The organism is Metabacillus sp. B2-18 (assembly GCF_021117275.1).
Lineage (GTDB): Bacteria > Bacillota > Bacilli > Bacillales > Bacillaceae > Metabacillus.
Map to the genome: position 1 here is coordinate 2,046,725 of NZ_CP088245.1, position 20,006 is coordinate 2,066,730.

Here is a 20,006-nt window from a genome sequence, read left to right on the forward strand (position 1 = left end):
TACTTTTTAATTTAAATATAAGGGATGATATCAATAGATAATATATTTGATAAGGAAATACGTTTATTAGAGGATAAACTGTACCTTTTAGAATTAAATAATTGGCTAAAGAATGAATTTTTAACTTGGGAATGGTGGATATTAGTTGGTTTTTTAGTTGTACCTTGGATTATATGGTCTAAACTCGTTAAACGAGACATTATTTTAGAAATTTTGTTGTTTGGTACCATAATTATCATAACAACAACCTTATTAGATGTAGTTGGTGCACAATACAGTTTTTGGGATTACCCCATTGCATTCCTACCTATTATTCCTCGGGCCTTTCCTTTTGATTTTTCAATGGTACCTGTAGCTTACATGTTGTTATATCAATATTTTAGAACATGGAAATCTTTTATTTTAGCCCAGATCATTATGGCACTAACATATGCCTTTATAGGTGAACCCTTTTGCGAGTGGGTCAAACTTGTTAATTATTTAGAGTGGAGATACAGATATTCATTCATATATTACATCATTGTTGGAATTGTAACTCGAGCTTTAATACTAAAACTAGCCTCTTTATCTAAACCTCAAGATCTTACAACTAAGTAAAATTTAAATTGGAGGAAAAAAACTTTGGAAGAAGTTAATATTGGTTTACTGACGATCAAAGTCATCGTTGGTTTTGCCACTTTATTTTTTATCATTATCATAACAGGCAGAACATCCATCTCTCAGTTAACCCCGTTTCACTTAGTTTTTGTGTTAGTACTTGGAGATTTTTTAGGAAATACCATTTATGAAGATAAGGTAAGGACTTTTCACTTTTTATATGCCATCGGATTGTGGACATTTCTTATGTTGGTGATAGAGTTTATGACTCTAAAAAATAAATCGATACGTTCTCTCTTATTAGGCGATCCTAACATCATCATTCGGGATGGTGTCATGGATCGAAAGTTACTTAAAAAGAACAAATTGGATGTAAATCAAGTTTTGAGTATACTTCGACAAAATAATGTTTTTTCAGTTCGCGAAGTCAAATACGGTATATTGGAAGCTAATGGGCAAATAAGTTTATTATTAAAATCTAAGTATCAAAAACCAGACAAGCAAGATCTCAATCTTCCAGAAAGTTCAGTAGATCTCCCAACATCGTTAATTATAGATGGGGAAATATTATGGGATAATTTACATGAACTCGGATTTGATCAACAGTGGTTAGATAACCAATTAACTAACAATGGATATGATAATGTAAAGCGTATACTTTACGCAGATTGGAGAGAGAGTGAAGGCATACATGTAAGTCCTAAATAAAATTTGTTAGGATAGGAGCACATCAATTTTCTTGGTGAATATAATGTGGATTTAAAAAAAGATGAACCAGAGAATCCGTTTTATGAATTTATCTGATAGGGTGTTTGTTCCTTGAGTGTAATCTATTTATTAGAGGATGGAAAACTATAATTTGCGGTCTAGAGCAGCAACCCTGTCATTAAGCCTTAAACAAAAGGTCCTTTTTTATGGAAGAATGTATTATAAGTATCTAAAGTCAGAGTCTAAAAATTAGTGGGATAACTTAGATAAATATTACAGTGGAAAAATGGTATCAGTTGGAGGCTGAAGCGATAACTTTACTTCACTAACGGATGCGTTCATTTTCAGATGGAGATGGAGCAAAAAAAGTACAAGTACTATATTAAGATAACGAGACCTTATCTACAACAAGGATTGAATCCCTAATCGTTTTAAAAGACACGACTATTGAAGATAAGCAAGTAATATAAGCTTGTAACAATGATTCTTCGAAATCTTCGATACAAGCTTAATAATCGATAACAAATTATTTATTAATACATATCAATTCGTATGCTGCTTTACCATCTATAAACGCTTTCGCATGTATTAGCTTGGGGTTCATAATAACAATGTTGTTTATATTGACCTGCTAATGGTTGAGCGTACCAAGTAGGTGGGCATTTACCATATGGATTGAAATACCAAAGAGCATATTTAGAAGGATGCTCTCTCCAATAATCTAATGCTTTTCGTGCTAATCTTTTTTCGACATCTCTTGCACGTTGATAAAAAACATTCCCTTTTTGTACTGCTTCAAAAGAATAATTTCCTCCTTGTACTTGAAAAATCACGTCCCTTATTGACCTTAAATTTAAAAAATCTAAACAATCTGCTTTTAGTCGGTTTACAATGACATTACCAACCAAAAGCATCCCTAGTCGTCCTTCTCCTTCAGCTTCTGCTCTCATCATCCTTGCCATCAATGCAACATCACTTTCGGTATATTTTACTCGTGGCACTTTTATCACTCCCTATATCTAATTATATGAACGTTGTTCATCAGAAATTCCTTGTTGAAGTTTACTAATGAGCGAGTTAAAATGAATTGTTAAAAAATTAGGAAAATAATACATAAGCTAATAATTTCATGAGAAATGAAGAGAATATGAATGATAAATGAAGGAGGAATGTAACTATGGCATTAACACCTTATGACCCATTTAGACAATTAGTAAATATAAGAAGAGATTTTGACCGTATCTTTTCTGACCTACCGTTTGATTTTAGTGGGGACAAAGAGCACTTTGGAAGTATTAAGGTAGATGTGCATGAAAGTGAAAATGAAGTTGTTGCAACTTGTGATATACCGGGACTTGAGAAAAAAGAAGACGTAAACATTGATATTGAAAATAATGTATTATCGATTAGCGGTTCTATAAACAAAACAAATGAAACAAAAGAAAAAAATATGTATAGAAAAGAACGTTACACAGGTAGTTTTCACCGAGCTATAACACTTCCGAGTCTTGTATCTACCGAGGGAGTATCAGCAACCTATAAAAATGGTGTATTAGAAGTAAAAATGTTAAAGACTACACCAAATAATAAAAAGAAAATTGATGTGGAATTTCATTAAAATGAGCAAATTATATGAAGTTATGAAAGAATTTGATAAGGATTATTTGCAGGAGATATCTAATATGCAACCAGAATTAGTGGATTTGCTTATATTAACTTGTCATTCTTCAAATAATAAGAAGAAAGCTATATTAGATGAACTTGCTCATAACATTAAGTCATCATATATTAAAAACAATATTAACTAATCTTCCGATTAGAACTATCTAAACAAGGGGGTGTCGAATTTGGCATCCCTATTGTTGTAACAAAGTTAAGAGGTAAAAAAAATGCCCTTACTGTATTTTCTTTATTTTTTGTGAGTTTTCACCTAAAGATACATAAGAAACTATGTATAGATTGTTGTAAGAACCAAATCTATTATACTAGAGTAATACAGGGTATTTATTTTGAATAAATTCAAACTTCGTTCAATTAATTACCTCGGTAGATAGTATTTAACATAAGGATAACTTATCCCCCCCATTCCTTGCTTATTATTGCATAGAGGTAATTTCTTTTTCTACTTCTTCTTGAATTACATTGTTGAAAATAAGTATGCAAATAAATGTACTTTAACTAAACTGTTTTAATTCAATAACTACATATAGAAAGCTCAAAAATACATTATTTTACTTATTAAAATGTATTATTGTCTCTTTGTTACTTATCTTTGCCTTATAAAATCAGAAAATGATTAACAGATGTCTTGTTATTAGAGGATGCAATTCACTATAAAATGTGAATGATAACTTCCAGTAATGTGTTTCAGTTATTATAGCAGAAATTGTGTCATTCTACTTGATGTTCACAATTGGCTAAAAGAATGAACCATGCGTTAAACTTCATTGAAAATAAAGAAATAGACTACAAAGAAACTGCAAAAGTAGCTAAATTTTCCGAGTTTCACTTTTCAAGAATGTTCTCTTCAATCTCAGGTGTATCGCTCTCAAAATATATTAGACGTAGACGGTTAACACTCGCAGCATTTGAAATTCAAAAAAGTGAAATTCGGATCATCGATGTGGCAGTTAAATATGGTTATGTTTCTTCTGATACTTTCTCACGTGCTTTTCAAAAAATGCATGGAGTAACCCCTTCCAATGCTCATAATAGAGGGGTACAGTTAAAAGCCTTTCCCAGAATATCCTTTCAAATTACTATTAAAGGAGATACCGAGATGGATTACAGAATTGAAAACCTTGATTTTGAATTAAGAATTGTAGGAAAAAGTAAGCCAGTAAAAACAAGCAGAGCATTTAAAACAATCCCTACGCTTTGGAACACCGCGAAAAAAGATGGATTTATGCAAGAACTAGTAGCTATGTCATGGGAAAATCCAAAATGCACGCTTGAAAGCCTTCTGGGGGTTTGCGGAAAAGAAGCCGCCATAACAGATGAAGAATTTTCCTATTTCATGGGCGTAAGATACGATGGGGAATCCCCTGAAAATATGGAGACGCTTATTATACCCGCAAGTACATGGGCAGTATTTCCGAACATAGTAGATGCATGGAAACGTTTATATACCGAGTGGGTTCCTAACTCCGAGTATGAACTTGCAAATTTACCTTGTATAGAATGTTATTACGGTCCGAAGCATAAACCAAGACACGAACTCTGGGTCCCTGTTATCCCGAAGTAAATTACATATTCAGTAATAGAATGTGTTTATGGGACTCTGCAGACGAAACGCAAATATTATACGCTATCAGAAATATAATTAAAAAGTCAATTCCATACATAAAGAATTGACTTTTGTGAAATTTAGCTAAATCACTCTAATAATGACCTTCTTGGTATTTCAATTTTCCTGAGTTCACTAAATTAACTTGTATGTTGATATGCTCGATACTATCCTTATTTAAAAAAAATGGCTTTTCTTTTATCTCTTGATTCCATCTCTGAGGGTTCTCCCGATATAATATTTCACCTAACCTATAAACGTCTGAATTTATCTCCACTCCTTTTTCAAAAGTATTTAAAATCTCAGCTCTTATTATTTTTTCAGTGTTAGCAACTAACTTGTTTTCACTAATTTCTTTTAACTTTTCGTTTATTCCGGCTTGTAAGGATACGTTAATTTTATATCTCACTTGTTCGTTAGTAATAACTGGAGTTATCCTCACCTTTGGTTTTTCTAATACTATAGAAACAACCGGTTGATCATCTTCAACTATCCACAAAGGAGATCGAACAGTTTTTTCATCTATCCATCTTAGACCGTTTAAATCAGATTCAGAAAGCCATCCTTGTAGATGGTTATTTCTTATAAAGACAGCGCCGTCATTTCTTAACAATGGTGCTTTTTTATCTTCCTCTTTCCAATTTTCAGTGGATATTTTTATTGAAGGAATGAAAGCTGTTTGTCCAACAGGATTGCTATCTCGAATAAATTGGAAAAATTGAATGGGTTGTATGTAGGATCTTTGCTTATAACTTTCATTTGGTTCGTGAAGAATCGTCGAGAGTCCAGATAAAGTGAAAAATGATTTTGTTTTAAGTACGTCTTCAATGGATTCATTTGTAGCATAAAATTGGATATTATAACGTATTTCTCTATATCGATTTATAAAATCAATAGAGGATTTGATATCTTGCTCAAGTAATTTATTACTCAAAATCAATGTAGACACATGTCCCCAAAAAAGTCTTTGTTGTGCGTCCTTGTATAATTGATTTAACGCTTCTGTCATCGTAATTCCCTCACCTCTCCCAATCCAAATCGGTGGTTGTTTATCAGGTCTAGCACCTTCTAGTCTAGCCACATTAGAAAAGTCCAGTAATTGAACATAAGCTATATATTTTTCATCTTTATAGTCAATTCCAAGTGCTGCAACATAGTAAATATCTTGTATTTCTTTGATATTCCAACATCCCGATAATACCAGACTAAAGAGAGTTAGTATGCTAATTAAAAAGAACCTACGTAGTTTCAGGATTGTCACTCCCCTTCATCCGTCTTTGTACTATCCCGCGTACGAACATAACTAACACGTTCTCTATAACTTTTCCATGGTAACCGAAATAGCGCCTTGAAAAGATCTGAACTAGACTTCGGAAATACTAAAGCTAAGTAAGGGATTCCGAAAGAACGTAACCTTGCCATATAAATGACAATCATAAATCCTCCAAGCATAAAACCGTATAAACCCATAAAAATCGAGCAAACAAGAACAAATCCTCTAAGAATGGATATTGAACTTGCTAATATTTGGTTCACTAGTGTATACCCTGAGATGGCAGAAAGAGCCGTAATAACGATGACCGAAGGAGAAATAAAACCCGACCGAATTGCAGCGTCTCCAATAATGAGTCCTCCAACGACAGAGAGAGTTTGTCCAAGAGGGGAAGGTAATCTTTGACCAGCTTCACGGAACATTTCAAACAGGAATAAAACGATCATAAGTTCTAATGGTGCAGGAAATGGCAACCCCGATCTTGCAACAGTTACAGTCGCAAGAAGAGGAAATGGAATTTGATCTTGATGGTATGCAAGTAGTGCCATCCAAAACCCGGGTAAGTAGACAGCTAAAAGAAATCCCACCCATCTATAAAATCGAGCTAATGAAATGGGTAAATAATTAAAATGTGAATCCTCTGCTGCTTTAATCAAAAAAGTAATGGTTACAGGAGCAATAATGACTAATGGTGAGCCATCTACTACTATGATTATTCTACCTTGTAATAAACATTCAACTGCAAAGTCAGGTCTGGATGTATCAGCAGAAAGTGGGAAAATAGAAAGTGATTGTTTGGACACCATCTCCTGCAATTGAGTTGAACTAATAATTCCATCAATCTCAACATTAGATAATCGTTCCCGAATAGTATCTAGCATCTCCGTATTAACCACATCTTCTAGATATAATAATCCCACCTTAGTTTGAGTTCTTGTTCCTATCGTATAAGTTTGATAAGATAGCGTTGGCGACCTTAGTCTTTTTCGAATTAGTGCAATATTTGTTGAGATATCCTCTGTGAAATTATCTCTTGGGCCACGAACAGATACCTCGTAATTGGATTGTTCAGTTGAACGGTTTGGTTTATTGGATGCACTAACAGAAAAAAAAGCGCTAAATTCCGGAAAATAAATGACTAAATTACCATCGAAGATCTCTAAAGAGATGGAATTTAACCCTGTTTCCACCTTTAAAGGTGTCCATTCCAGGTCATCTTGATTCCATTCCACGCAATCTTTGAATATTTTATAGTAATTTTTTGTTGTCATTTTTTTAGTTGTGGAATAATGATTTGATTTATTTGTTTTTTATCAACCAAATTCTCACAATAGATAAATATGGTATCTATTTCTTGTTGTTCATCAGTAAATTTATGTAGTACAACTTTAACATCCTCACTTTTTTGATAAGTTGAACGAATTTTCTCTTCATTTACTTCATCAGTATTCTGAAAGGTAGTATGATAAGAGTTCAGTTCCTTTTGTTTTTTATATTTATTAAATTTCAAGAATTATCTCCCCTTTTCTCTTTTAAAAAGGCTAATAACCCAATGCTTAAAGAAAAGATAATTAAAAATAGAAGCGATAAATAAAAATATATATTTTGCAAAAAGCGAACAAATTGCATATCACTAATAGGTAGAAGAACCATCAACAATGTAATTAGTGAGCTAAACCCTATTAATAAATGTCTATTCTTATCGTTCTCAAATGGAAATAGCTGTCCAATTATAAACAAACCTAAACTTATTCTTATAAATCCACCTGACAGCCATTGATAAATAGAAAAAAAATCTACATGTTCAATATATTTACCAATTTTTAATAATCGCCATTCCTCGTATGCCGGATACCTCTGATTAGCAGCCTCTTCTGGACCAAAAATAGCAATTGAACCTAACAAGGGACCTAGGGTTAACCCTATTAAGATAATTCCGAGAAAAAGTAAACTTCGAACCTTAATGTTGGGTTTTAATTTGTGTTGTAAGAAAAGTATAAGTGAAACTTCCATTAGAGAACCTGAACTATAGATTACGCCTTTCAAAACAGGATTCAAACCATGTTCTAATATAGGGAATATTTGAGCGTAATCCTTATGAGGAATATTTAGGCTCATGACAAAAAAACCTAAAGCAATAACAAAAACAAGTAAAAAACCTGAAATAATAGATAGGGTAGCAAAGCTAGATGTCGCAGCAAAAAAACAAATGATTAGAAAAACTATGGCTAAGATGAAAACTGGACTTTGAGGGAAATAGGAAGTAACTGTCCAAACAATCATATCCTTTAAGGTAACTCCAATTAATAAAAGGATAAAAACATAGGCAACCGAAGAAAGACCCCAAGCAACACCTTTACCAACTCGGTCCTTCATCCAAGTAAATAAATGGGAGTAATTTGTTTTTTTAATAATTACTTGTAGAAAAACAAGCCACCCCAAAAATAAAACTCCTGAAATTAGTACAGATATCCAAGAATCCCTCTTTGCTGTGCTTAGTAACATGGGTATCACCATTACATGGTTCATTAATCCTATACTCATCATAGAGAGAACAAATATAGTAGAAAAACTTGCTTTATTTTGATCCATTTTCAACACTCTTACCCCATTATTGTTTTAACTATCCATCTCGTTTTTCCTTTTTGCTACCATATTTTATATAATTACCTAATATTTGATTTATATCCAGAAAACCAACTAAATAAAGCGTTGTGAAACAGCCACAGAAAATAATAGTAACCTTTAAAAATTCAAAGTATAACCAAAATCAAATTACTAGGTAAGAACAACCGCGTTCTTAACTACTTACGTAAACATACCCCAACATTGTTAGATGCCTTAGAAATCACTTCTATATAAAATCAGGAGAGTCATTGCTTCACGCTATTGTGACCATTAAAGAGATGAACAAAAAATAATAAACGAAGAATTCCAGAAGGCGCACCTTTGAACTTTCTCTCAAATCGCTGGCAAAAGCACGTTTATGATGATGGGAATATAAATCGCCAATTATGCGTTGTCTGTTCTTACCGAGTTAAGAAATCTTGTACGATCAGGTAACGTTTTTCTCCCGCACATATCACCATTAGGATCGGAACGTACTTTCTAGGAGAATATTTATTTATACCTAGATTTTGAACTCCATCCCTACGTCCACTTAGGATATAAAAAATGCCTTAGCCTATAATATCAGCATTTTGTCGGCTGTACCTCTTTATTGGGTAACGAAAAAAAGGCCGAATTTCTCAGTTTAGGGAATGGGAAATCAGGATTTTTATATTGGAAATTCCTTATCGTTGTGAATCCCCTTATACTGATGCTACCCCATCTAGAAGAATGGCATTCCAGACCTTTAAGCCCCTGTTATGCATTTTTGTTCGTAGACTGCATGTTCACTACTGTACGAAATCAGTATGAGACGAAGAAATATGCAGTATATACGATTCTAGGTTATACGATGGACGGAAAGAAAGAAATCCTTGGTATATGGTTGAATGAAACAGAAAGTAAACATAAATGGATGCAAATCTTTGATGAGATCAAATCACGTGGTGTAGAGGATGTGTTTTTCTTATCAATGGATGGAGTAAGTGGACTAGAAGAAGGTGCTCGTGCCATTTTTCCTGACCTGATTGTGCAGCGTTGTATGGTCCATTTGATTCGAAATTCCATTAAATATATTCCTACTAAAGAGTATAAAGCCTTTACAGCTTCTTTAAAAAAGGTGTATGGAGCACCTAGTCTGAAAGCTTGTCATAGCGCCTTCGATGCCTTTCAAAAACAGTGGACTTCTTATCCAGGTGCTGTGGATGTATGGGTTCGCAACTTCAACCATGTGGAGCAACTTTTTGACTACGGGAGTGCCATTCGCAAAGTAATGTACACCACAAATGCCGTAGAGAGCATTCATTCTAGCTTTCGAAAGGTGACGAAAAAAGGAGCATTTCCAAATGAAAATGCCCTGTTCAAAGTCCTATATTTACGTATTCAAGAATTAGAAAAGAAATGGAGTGTTGGGTTTATTCAAAACTGGTCCATGGTAATAAATCAACTTTTACTCCACGAAAACCTCAAAGACCGAGTCCTAAAGTATATGGAGTAAATTAGGACTTACACACTTTATTTGACAGCCCCTGACATTTATACTTTCTGCTCTATTCATCTAACTCGCACTTTCTAATAGACCTAAATCAAATAAGTCAGTTCCCTTTTACTACTCTCATTTGTTATTTTTCAATTCTGCTTTTTAACATCAAAAGACAATGAATATAAATTATTTATCCCACTATGATGTGCTTTTTATTAAACAATTAGAATTTACTTCCACCAATGTTTCGAAGGCCCATTACTTTTAACTGTAAAATTTATTTAATCTTAATTCATTAACTTTTCTATCTGACTTATAAGAAGGTCTTTAAATTGTATGAGTATTTTGTGTATGCATTATTATTCCACATCCTTTATTTATCCAATAAAAATACATCTTCTCCCTATTTTAATAATTTCATATCAACATACCATTCCTCATTCTGTACCCTTAACTGCTAAACTAATCCCCCCTTTAAAACAATCTTTATAAAGAAATAAACATGTATAGATGCTTATTTACTAAATGTAATATAATAAATTTATTCCTATTAGTTCTTAGCTTTAAACCTAACTTCATTAAGTCCACTTTCATTAAGTCCCCTTTTTTGTAGATACCGAAGTGATTCAACGTATGTAACAGAGGGAGAAGCAGAACAATTTCCAGAGATTCTACAGAAGCTAAGAGGATTTGATCAATATAAAGAACTCTTTCCTTTGCCAGTTTCATCAATCTTAAAAAACCCTCGATATGTGAATGAAAAAAAGGTAACAGATCACTATGCAATAATTCCAACAGAGCAAGTTAGGGATCCTAAAAAGCTCTCTTCTGATGAGGAAAAAATTTATGACATGATTGTTAGAAGGCTAATCGCTGCCCATTATGAAAAGGCAATTTTTGATTATTCTACATTAACAACCCTTGTTGATGGACGTGCAGAATTTATAACAAAAGGGAAGCAGCAAATTCAAGAAGGCTGGCGTAAAGTCATCTATCAAAATGACAAGGATAAGGATGAGATTTTACCAAATCTTGAAAAGGGTGATTCCGGGCGTGTTGATATGGTGGAAACAAAGGAAGGAAAAACCCAGCCACCAAAACGATATACAGAAGGACAATTAATTACCTTAATGAAAACTGCTGGTAAGTATCTTGATAATGATGAATTGGAAAAAGTACTAAGTAAGGTAGAAGGCTTAGGAACTGAAGCAACCAGAGCTGGTATTATCACAATGCTAAAAGATCGTAAATATATTGAAATTAAAAGAAATCAAGTATTTGCAACAGATAAAGCAAAAGTTCTTATTGAAGCAGTAGGAGATCATATTTTGGCTTCACCTGAAATGACAGCAAAATGGGAACAACGCTTATCGGAAATTGGAGAAGGTCAGGCGTCAGCATCAGTTTTTATGGAGCAGACAAAAAGGTTGTCAACTAAAATAGTATCGGATGCTATAGAAGTCTCCACAAGTTGGAGTTTTGAAGGTTTAAAAGTAGAATCAATTCAGAGAACATCTTCAAAATATTCTTTAGGAAAGAAAATAGGGAAATGTAAATTTTGTGATGGAGATGTAGTTGACAAAGGAGAGTTCTACGGATGTTCAAACTATAAAACAAATCAATGCAAATTTACGATTTCGAAAAAGATACTTGGTAAAAAAATCTCACAAACAAATGCTCAAAAATTGTTAAGTGAAGGTCAGTCTAATGTTATTAAAGGGTTTAAAAAGGGTGATAAAACCTTTGATGCAAGGCTTGAATGGAAAGACAATAAAGTACAATTCTTTTTTGAAGAAACGAATGAAAAAAAATAGATTCGCATTTTTCCGCAAAAACATGTACAATTCTTTACAGTATGGTTAAAAGATTGTGTTCTATTGCTATTATCGATATACTATTAAGTTGTATGTTTCTATATATTTTATATTACAGAATTAAGAATTGCCTTTTTAAAGATTAGGATAAGCGCAGTTTGAAAGGAGAATTGCATAATGAATGAACAACAGCGTAAGGAAAGCACTCAAGTAAACCCTTCGGACAAAAAATCCGAAAAGGACTACAGCCAGTATTTCCAAGCCGTATATATGCCACCTTCTTTAAAAGATGCGAAGAAGCGTGGAAAAGAAGATGTAAAATATGATGGATTCTCAATTCCTGAAGAATTTAAAGGAATGGGACAAGGTCGTAAGTTTTACATTCGCACATATGGCTGTCAAATGAATGAGCATGACACAGAGGTAATGGCGGGAATCTTCATGGCATTGGGCTATGAGCCAACAGACGGTGTTGAAGATGCAAACGTGATTCTTCTAAACACATGTGCTATTCGTGAAAATGCAGAAAACAAAGTGTTTGGTGAATTAGGGCACTTAAAAACATTAAAAAAAGAAAGACCAGATCTTTTATTAGGTGTTTGCGGCTGTATGTCACAGGAAGAATCTGTTGTGAACCGTATTCTTAAGGTGCATCCTTTTGTTGATATGATTTTCGGTACACATAACATCCATCGTTTACCACAAATTTTGAATGAAGCTTATCTTTCAAAAGAAATGGTTGTTGAAGTATGGTCAAAAGAGGGAGATGTTATTGAAAATCTTCCAAAAGTTCGTAAAGGAAACATTAAAGCGTGGGTTAATATTATGTATGGCTGTGACAAGTTCTGTACTTATTGTATTGTTCCTTATACACGTGGTAAAGAACGCAGCCGTCGTCCTGAAGAAATTATCCAGGAAGTACGCCATTTAGCTGCACAAGGCTATAAAGAAATTACACTTCTTGGTCAAAACGTTAATGCGTACGGTAAGGATTTCGAGGATATAGAATATGGATTAGGCGATTTAATGGATGAAATTCATAAGATTGACATTCCTCGTATTCGCTTTACTACTAGTCACCCTCGTGACTTTGATGATCATTTAATTGAAGTGTTAGCTAAAGGCGGTAACCTTCTGGATCATATTCATTTACCGGTTCAATCAGGTAGCTCTGAAATATTAAAAATTATGGCACGTAAATATACACGTGAGAGCTATTTAGAGCTAGTTCGTAAAATTAAGGAAGCAATGCCTAATGCTTCTTTAACAACTGATATTATTGTTGGTTTCCCAAATGAAACTGAGGAACAATTTGAAGAAACACTTTCACTTTATCGTGAAGTCGAATTTGATAGTGCTTATACATTCATTTACTCTCCACGTGAAGGTACACCTGCAGCTAAAATGAAGGATAATGTACCAATGGAGGTTAAGAAAGAACGTCTTCAACGTTTAAATGCAGTTGTAAATGAAACCTCTGCAAAAAAATTAAAGGAATATGAAGGTCAGATTGTGAACGTTCTAGTAGAAGGTGAGAGCAAAAACAATCCAGATGTTCTTGCAGGCTACACAGAAAAAAGTAAGCTTGTGAACTTTAGAGCACCAAAATCGGCAATTGGTAAAATTGTTAAAGTTAAGATAATAAAAGCTAAAACATGGACGCTAGATGGAGAAATGGTAGAAGAAGCGGTTGAGGTGAAATAAAATGACAAAAATATATACAAAAGACGATATTGTAGTAAAAGCTCGTGAACTTGCACAAATGATTTCAGAATCAAAGGAAGTGGATTTCTTTAAACGTGCGGAAGCTCAGCTTAATGAAAATCAAAAAGTTCGTGAGATGATTGCAAGTATTAAAAGCTTACAAAAACAAGCAGTTAATTTTCAACACTATGGTAAACATGAAGCATTAAAGCAAGTAGAAGAGAAAATTGACAAAATTCAAGGTGAACTTGATGAAATTCCAATTATCCAGGAATTTAAAGATTCACAAATTGAAGTAAACGACTTACTTCAACTAGTTTCTCATACAATTTCTAATAAAGTAACAAATGAAATCATTACTTCAACTGGTGGTGACCTTTTAGCAGGTGAAACTGGTTCGAAAGTAAGAAGCTCTAAAGGCGGCAGCAGCTGTTCATAATTTAAACTTTGGCAATCGGTTGAAAGAACCGATTGCCTTTTTATGTGTCTTTCCTTTGCGATGAAATCACTCCAATTTTTATAATAAGAGGTTTGATAGATAGCTCTTAAATAAGTGAGGAAAAAATAAATTTGGGTTCTTACAAGCTTCGCAATGGCTATAACAGCAATTGATATTGCAAGTTATATAAGAATTTGTATAAAAATTTCATTGAAGAAGTGCATATCTTCCTCCGGTTTAACATAGATTTTTTTGAACACTCAACTAAATAATGACTTTTTTACTTTTCACGTTAAACACGGAAAAATAACATAGTTGAGAGTGAAGTTATACATTTGTTTTACATGATAAAGGCGCTGGAAAGAAATTTAAGCAAATTTTTTTACTTACACATGCACCTTTTTACTTTTTTAGGCACATATTCTGTCAACCTAGCATACAATGTACTATACGTTACATGTATTGGCGTAACATGTCATAAATTCATTTAATTAATTAGCACATATGTTACTAGCCTAGCATAGGATTAAATGAAGATTCATTGAGGAGGGTATGCTCGAATGTCTGAATACAGAGAGATTATTACAAAAGCAGTTGTTGCAAAAGGACGTAAATTTTCACAATGTACACATACGATTTCACCATCGCAAAAACCTGCGAGCATTTTAGGTGGTTGGATTATTAACCATAACTATGATGCGCATAAGAAAGGTAAAACAGTTGAAGTTGAAGGTACTTATGATATTAATGTTTGGTATTCTTACAACGAAAACACAAAAACTGAAGTTGTTACAGAACGTGTAGATTATGTAGATGTGATTAAGCTTAGATATAAAGATGATAACTTTATTGATGATGAACATGAAGTAATTTGTAAGGCACTTCAACAACCAAACTGTTTAGAAGTTACAATTTCACCAAACGGAAATAAAATTATTGTTCAAGCGGAACGCGAACATCTTGCAGAGGTTATTGGTGAAACTAAAGTTTGTGTACACGTTAATCCAGAAGGCTGCGATGATGATGATTGTTGGGAAGAAGAATTAGAAGATGAGTTTGAAGACTTGAATCCTGAGTTTTTAGTTGGAGATGTAGAAGAGTAACTAGGGGGAAGCAACCTCCTAGTTTTTTTGTTTTCTCTTGAGCTATTAAAATTAGAACAATAAAGATCATAATATACTAATGGTTGTTACGAAAATTTCCAACGTGCTACTTTCACTAGAAAATGTCGATTTATGTTATAATGGAGGATATTGAAAAAGGCTTATTTCACCATAGATATAGATTTTACGGAATGGAAAATAACCTATATAGAACGTTAACAGTGGTATTGGAGGATAAACATGGCAACTTACACGCCAATGATACAGCAATATTTAAAGATTAAGGCAGATTATCAAGATGCCTTTTTATTTTTCCGTTTAGGAGATTTTTATGAAATGTTTTTTCAAGATGCTGTTAAGGCATCACAGGAATTAGAAATTACTTTAACAAGCCGTGATGGAGGCGGAGAGGATAGAATACCAATGTGCGGGGTTCCTTATCATTCTGCTCCTAACTATATCGAACAATTGATTTCAAAAGGTTATAAGGTTGCTATTTGCGAGCAAACAGAAGATCCGAAGCAGGCAAAAGGTGTAGTTCGGAGAGAAGTTGTTCAACTTATTACACCAGGTACTGTAATGGATGGAAAAGGAATTCAAGAAAAAGAGAACAATTATATTGCTTCCATAACCGAATTTGATTCTCAATTTGGTTTGGCATTAAGTGATTTAACAACGGGTGAAAACCTTGTTGCATACTGTTCAAGTTTTGATGATTTATTAAACGAAATCTATTCTGTTGGTGCAAAAGAAATTGTGATTTTAAATGATTTTCAAGAAAACTGGAAAAAGCAGCTTATAGATCGATGTCAAGCAACTTTATCCTATCAAATAGAATCATCAATTTCAGAACAGTTTTCTTCACTAGTTGAAGAAATAAACGATCAACGGCTGGTTACAACATTTGGTAGACTATTATCCTATTTAGAACGGACTCAAAAACGTAGTTTAGATCACTTGCAAAAACTAAAAGTGTATTATCTTCATGATGCGATGAAGATCGATCTTTTTTCAAAAAGAAATCTTGAACTAACAGAAACAATTCGTTCAAAAGGGAAAAAAGGTTCGCTTTTATGGTTGTTAGATGAAACAAAGACGGCAATGGGTGGAAGACTCTTAAAACAATGGGTAGACAAGCCACTTGTAGATAAGGTGAAAATCGAAAAGCGATTGTCAATGGTTGAAACTTTAATGGAACACTTTTTCGAACGAGAAGATCTAAGGCAATTATTAAAGGAAGTATATGATTTAGAGCGCCTAGCTGGTCGAGTAGCCTTTGGTAATGTAAATGCTAGAGACCTTATTCAACTTAAAAAATCGTTACAGCAGGTTCCAGCAATAGAAAGTCTATGTCAATCTTTACAAAGTGAGACATTTTCTGTAGAAAGGCTAGATTCTTGTGAGGATTTAACAAATTTATTAGAACGTTCGATAATTGAAAACCCACCTCTATCCGTTAAGGAAGGGAACATTATAAACGATGGTTATAACGAGCAATTAGATCAGTATCGTGATGCCAGCCGAAACGGAAAAACCTGGATTGCTCAGCTTGAACAGCAAGAGCGACAAAAAACAGGAATTAAGTCACTGAAGATTGGCTATAACAAAGTTTTTGGCTATTATATCGAAGTAACCAGAGCAAACCTTCACCTTTTAGAAGAAGGCATGTATGAGCGTAAGCAAACATTGTCTAATGCTGAACGCTTTATTACTCCAGCTCTAAAAGAAAAAGAGTCACTAATCTTAGAGGCAGAAGAAAAAATTGTAGAATTAGAATATCAATTATTTGTTGAAATTAGAGAAAAAATTAAACAATATATTCCTAGATTACAAGGCTTAGCTAAACGTCTTAGTGAATTAGATGTACTTCAGTGTTTTGCAACTGTAAGTGAAAATCGTCACTATTGCAAGCCTGCATTTTCTTTATCTAATGAACTATTTATTAAGAATGGCCGTCACCCAGTTGTAGAGAAAGTAATGGATACTCAGGAATACGTAGCAAATGATTGTTATTTTAACAATGAACGACATATGCTGCTTATCACAGGACCCAATATGTCAGGGAAAAGCACGTATATGCGTCAAATAGCTTTAACGTCAATACTAGCTCAAATAGGTTGCTATGTACCTGCTTCGAAAGCTGTTTTACCTATATTTGATCAAATTTTCACGCGCATTGGTGCAGCTGATGATCTAATATCAGGTCAAAGTACGTTTATGGTAGAAATGCTTGAAGCTAAAAATGCCATTGCTCATGCTACTTCTCAAAGCTTAATATTGTTTGATGAAATCGGCAGAGGAACTTCAACTTATGATGGTATGGCTCTAGCACAAGCTATTATTGAGCATATTCATGAAAAAATAGGCGCTAAAACATTATTCTCAACACACTATCATGAACTAACAGTTCTCGAAGAACAATTACAATCGTTAAAAAATATTCATGTAAAAGCCATTGAGGAAAATGGAAAAGTTGTGTTTTTACACAAAATTGAAGAAGGTGCAGCAGATAAAAGTTATGGAATACATGTAGCAGAACTTGCTGAACTCCCAAAATCTTTAATTGTACGTGCGAAAGAAATATTGAAGGATCTAGAAAAAGAGAATAAAGGTACAAATTCTGTCACACCTAAGAAGAGTGAAATGGTACAAGAAAAATCTTTTATAGATTCTCAGCTTTCTCTGTTCCCGGATGATGGACGACAACCTGCGACTAAAGTGCAAACTCTAACTAAGAAAGAACAAAATGTTGTTGATCAATTAAAATCTATGAATCTCTTAGAAATGACACCTCTTGATGCTATCAATGCACTATATCAATTGCAGAAAAAGGTAAAATAATATGCAAGAAGGCGGTGAGATGATTGGGAAAAATAATTCGCCTAGATGATATGTTATCCAATAAAATTGCAGCGGGAGAGGTCGTTGAACGACCTGCTTCTGTTGTGAAAGAGTTATTAGAGAATGCAATAGATGCAAACAGTACGATTGTGGAAATTGATATTGAGGAAGCTGGTTTAAGTAAGATTAGAATTGTTGACAATGGTGATGGAATTGAACCTGATGATTGTCTAAATGCTTTCCACCGTCATGCCACAAGTAAAATAAAAGATGAAAATGACCTTTTTCGCATTCGGACTCTCGGCTTTAGAGGAGAGGCGCTACCTAGTATTGCATCGGTCTCGCTGCTTGATATGAAAACAAGTACAGGAGAAGGCGCAGGATCAAATCTGATTTTATCGGGTGGGAAAATTGAAAAACATGAATCAACCTCAAGTAGAAAAGGAACGGATATCACTGTTAGAAATCTCTTTTTCAATACACCAGCCAGGTTGAAATACATGAAAACTGTTCATACGGAATTAGGAAATATTACGGACATTGTGAACCGAATCGCACTTGCACATCCAGAGGTTTCCATACGCTTAGTTCATAATGGTAAGAAGCTTCTTCACACGAATGGAAATGGGGATGTCCGCCAGGTTTTGGCTTCAATCTATGGACTTTCCATTGCAAAAAAAATGAAAAAGTTAACGTTAGAGTCGTTGGATTTTGAAGTAAATGGCTATGTTGCTTTACCTGAAATAACAAGAGCTTCTCGTACCTATATATCAACGATCATTAATGGCCGATTTATAAAAAATTATTCTCTTGTTAAGGCTATTCAGCATGGATATCATACATTGCTTCCAATTGGACGCTTTCCCATTGTGTTTTTAGAAATAAAAATGGATCCATTATTAGTTGATGTGAATGTTCATCCATCAAAACTTGAGGTGAGGTTAAGTAAGGAAGCAGAATTAAATGAACTTATTACAAATGGAATTAAAGATGTGTTAAAAAAACAGCAGCTTATACCGTCCGTAGAATCTCCTAAAATGACAAAAGTGAAGTCAAATGATGAGCAGCAACAGTTTACCTTCGATCATAGTAGCGAGGTTGTTGAAAAGACATCAGCTATTCAACAACCATCCATTATACAGAATACACCAATATTAGATAATGAAGAAGAACAGCTTTATAATAAAATGGATGCTAGTTGGCAACATCAAGATCAAATAGATCAAGAATCTCATCATGTAATTGAAACAAGAACAATTCATCATGAAGAAGAGGTTTTTGAAGAAAACCTTTCTTATGATGATAAACAAGAACAAGAACAACAACAAGAACAACAACAAGAACAACAACAAGAACAACAACAAGAACGAGTACCTGTCTTATATCCGATTGGTCAAATGCATGGAACATATATATTAGCTCAAAATGATCGAGGGCTTTTTATCATAGATCAACATGCTGCCCAAGAGCGGATTAAATATGAATTCTTTAAAGAAAAAGTTGGAGAGGTTCACTCGGAGGTTCAAGAGCTTCTGGTGCCTCTAACATTTGAATACTCTACAGATGAAACAATGATTATTGAAGAACATCTAAATACATTAGCACAAGTGGGTATATTTCTTGAGCCTTTTGGTCGGAATAGTTACATTGTAAGATCGCATCCACAGTGGTTTCCTATAGGAGAAGAAAAGGATACAATTGAGGAAATCATTCAGCAGGTACTCGATGAAAAGAAGATAAATATTAAGAAACTCCGTGAAGAAGCAGCGATTATGATGAGTTGCAAAGCTTCCATCAAAGCGAATCATCACTTACGGAATGATGAGATTTTTGCATTGCTTGAAACGTTAAGAAAAACAACTGATCCATTTACTTGTCCTCATGGAAGACCAATTATTGTTCATTATTCAACTTATGAAATGGAGAAGATGTTTAAACGAGTAATGTAAAAAACATAAGAAATAATATGAACTGGAGAAACAGTCCTCTTTTTAGAGGGCTTTTTCCTTTTAGGGAGAAACCTCTGAAAATAATAATATTATGTAAACAAGAATACTTCGTAATTTAAAGTCTTATATAATATTGTTGTTTACATTGTTTAAAACATTGTGCAAAAATAAATACTAATAGAATGTTTACAATTATATTAAA

General features: G+C 33.7%; 15 protein-coding genes and 3 pseudogenes. 13 read left to right on the plus strand and 5 right to left on the minus strand.

Annotated features, from left to right (window positions below):
- Positions 1–24 precede the first annotated feature (24 nt).
- Together LPC09_RS10225 and LPC09_RS10230 are read left to right on the plus strand one after the other, a co-directional pair.
- Positions 25–597, plus strand: coding sequence for a CBO0543 family protein (locus tag LPC09_RS10225; protein ID WP_098797270.1), 573 nt, complete (start codon positions 25–27; stop codon positions 595–597).
- A 24-nt stretch (positions 598–621) separates the two neighbouring features.
- Positions 622–1,305 carry a DUF421 domain-containing protein gene (locus LPC09_RS10230; protein ID WP_231309488.1) on the plus strand — a complete coding sequence of 228 codons (684 nt, stop codon included), beginning with the start codon at positions 622–624 and terminating at the stop codon, positions 1,303–1,305.
- Between the two features lie 560 nt (positions 1,306–1,865).
- Here LPC09_RS10230 and LPC09_RS10235 read toward each other — a convergent pair.
- A complete protein-coding gene (locus LPC09_RS10235; protein WP_060668912.1) occupies positions 1,866–2,306 on the minus strand; it encodes a cell wall hydrolase in 441 nt (146 codons plus the stop codon).
- A gap of 176 nt (positions 2,307–2,482) precedes the next feature.
- Between LPC09_RS10235 and LPC09_RS10240 the strand changes: the two genes are divergently transcribed.
- From LPC09_RS10240 to LPC09_RS10250, 3 genes are all read left to right on the plus strand, one after another.
- Positions 2,483–2,923, plus strand: a complete 441-nt coding sequence (locus LPC09_RS10240; RefSeq protein ID WP_031536672.1) for an Hsp20/alpha crystallin family protein — start codon at positions 2,483–2,485, stop codon at positions 2,921–2,923.
- A gap of 1 nt (position 2,924) precedes the next feature.
- Positions 2,925–3,113 carry a hypothetical protein gene (locus LPC09_RS10245; RefSeq protein WP_002081493.1) on the plus strand — a complete coding sequence of 63 codons (189 nt, stop codon included), beginning with the start codon at positions 2,925–2,927 and terminating at the stop codon, positions 3,111–3,113.
- Positions 3,114–3,730: 617 nt separating this feature from the next.
- The gene (locus LPC09_RS10250; RefSeq protein ID WP_060668918.1) at positions 3,731–4,549 is read left to right on the plus strand and encodes an AraC family transcriptional regulator; all 819 of its coding nucleotides are present in this window, start codon (positions 3,731–3,733) and stop codon (positions 4,547–4,549) included.
- Positions 4,550–4,685: 136 nt separating this feature from the next.
- Here LPC09_RS10250 and LPC09_RS10255 read toward each other — a convergent pair whose 3' ends face one another.
- The 4 genes from LPC09_RS10255 to LPC09_RS10270 are packed head-to-tail and all read right to left on the minus strand — an operon-like array spanning position 4,686 to position 8,456.
- Complete coding sequence (locus tag LPC09_RS10255; RefSeq protein WP_098797268.1) at positions 4,686–5,852, minus strand: Ger(x)C family spore germination protein; 1,167 nt, start codon at positions 5,850–5,852, stop codon at positions 4,686–4,688.
- Entirely contained in the window at positions 5,849–7,096 is a 1,248-nt protein-coding gene (locus LPC09_RS10260; RefSeq protein WP_231309489.1) for a spore germination protein, read from the minus strand. Before LPC09_RS10260 ends, LPC09_RS10255 begins: the two co-directional genes overlap by 4 nt.
- Before the next feature lie 35 nt (positions 7,097–7,131).
- Positions 7,132–7,374: a hypothetical protein gene (locus tag LPC09_RS10265; RefSeq protein ID WP_231309490.1), complete on the minus strand. Its 243-nt coding sequence runs from the start codon at positions 7,372–7,374 to the stop codon at positions 7,132–7,134.
- Positions 7,371–8,456, minus strand: coding sequence for an endospore germination permease (locus LPC09_RS10270; protein ID WP_098797266.1), 1,086 nt, complete (start codon positions 8,454–8,456; stop codon positions 7,371–7,373). Before LPC09_RS10270 ends, LPC09_RS10265 begins: the two co-directional genes overlap by 4 nt.
- A 216-nt stretch (positions 8,457–8,672) precedes the next feature.
- Here LPC09_RS10270 and LPC09_RS10275 point away from each other — a divergent pair.
- From LPC09_RS10275 to mutL, 8 genes and pseudogenes are all read left to right on the plus strand, one after another.
- Positions 8,673–8,931: pseudogene (locus tag LPC09_RS10275) on the plus strand (hypothetical protein); the annotation flags it as partial.
- Positions 8,932–9,183: 252 nt separating this feature from the next.
- Positions 9,184–9,969 (plus strand): annotated as a pseudogene (locus tag LPC09_RS10280) (IS256 family transposase); the annotation flags it as partial.
- 602 nt (positions 9,970–10,571) lie between these two features.
- Positions 10,572–11,768, plus strand: a pseudogene (locus tag LPC09_RS10285) (DNA topoisomerase); the annotation flags it as partial.
- Between the two features lie 177 nt (positions 11,769–11,945).
- The gene (miaB, locus tag LPC09_RS10290; RefSeq protein WP_231309491.1) at positions 11,946–13,472 is read left to right on the plus strand and encodes a tRNA (N6-isopentenyl adenosine(37)-C2)-methylthiotransferase MiaB; all 1,527 of its coding nucleotides are present in this window, start codon (positions 11,946–11,948) and stop codon (positions 13,470–13,472) included.
- Position 13,473: 1 nt separating this feature from the next.
- On the plus strand, positions 13,474–13,911 hold the full coding sequence (locus LPC09_RS10295) for a regulatory iron-sulfur-containing complex subunit RicA (RefSeq protein ID WP_231309492.1): 438 nt from the start codon (positions 13,474–13,476) through the stop codon (positions 13,909–13,911).
- Positions 13,912–14,471: 560 nt separating this feature from the next.
- The gene (locus tag LPC09_RS10300) at positions 14,472–15,014 is read left to right on the plus strand and encodes an outer spore coat protein CotE (RefSeq protein WP_098797263.1); all 543 of its coding nucleotides are present in this window, start codon (positions 14,472–14,474) and stop codon (positions 15,012–15,014) included.
- Positions 15,015–15,254: 240 nt separating this feature from the next.
- Positions 15,255–17,855: a DNA mismatch repair protein MutS gene (gene mutS, locus LPC09_RS10305; protein ID WP_231309493.1), complete on the plus strand. Its 2,601-nt coding sequence runs from the start codon at positions 15,255–15,257 to the stop codon at positions 17,853–17,855.
- A gap of 23 nt (positions 17,856–17,878) precedes the next feature.
- Positions 17,879–19,804 (plus strand): DNA mismatch repair endonuclease MutL, encoded by a 1,926-nt coding sequence (mutL, locus tag LPC09_RS10310; protein ID WP_231309494.1) that lies wholly within the window; start codon positions 17,879–17,881, stop codon positions 19,802–19,804.
- Positions 19,805–20,006 lie beyond the last annotated feature (202 nt).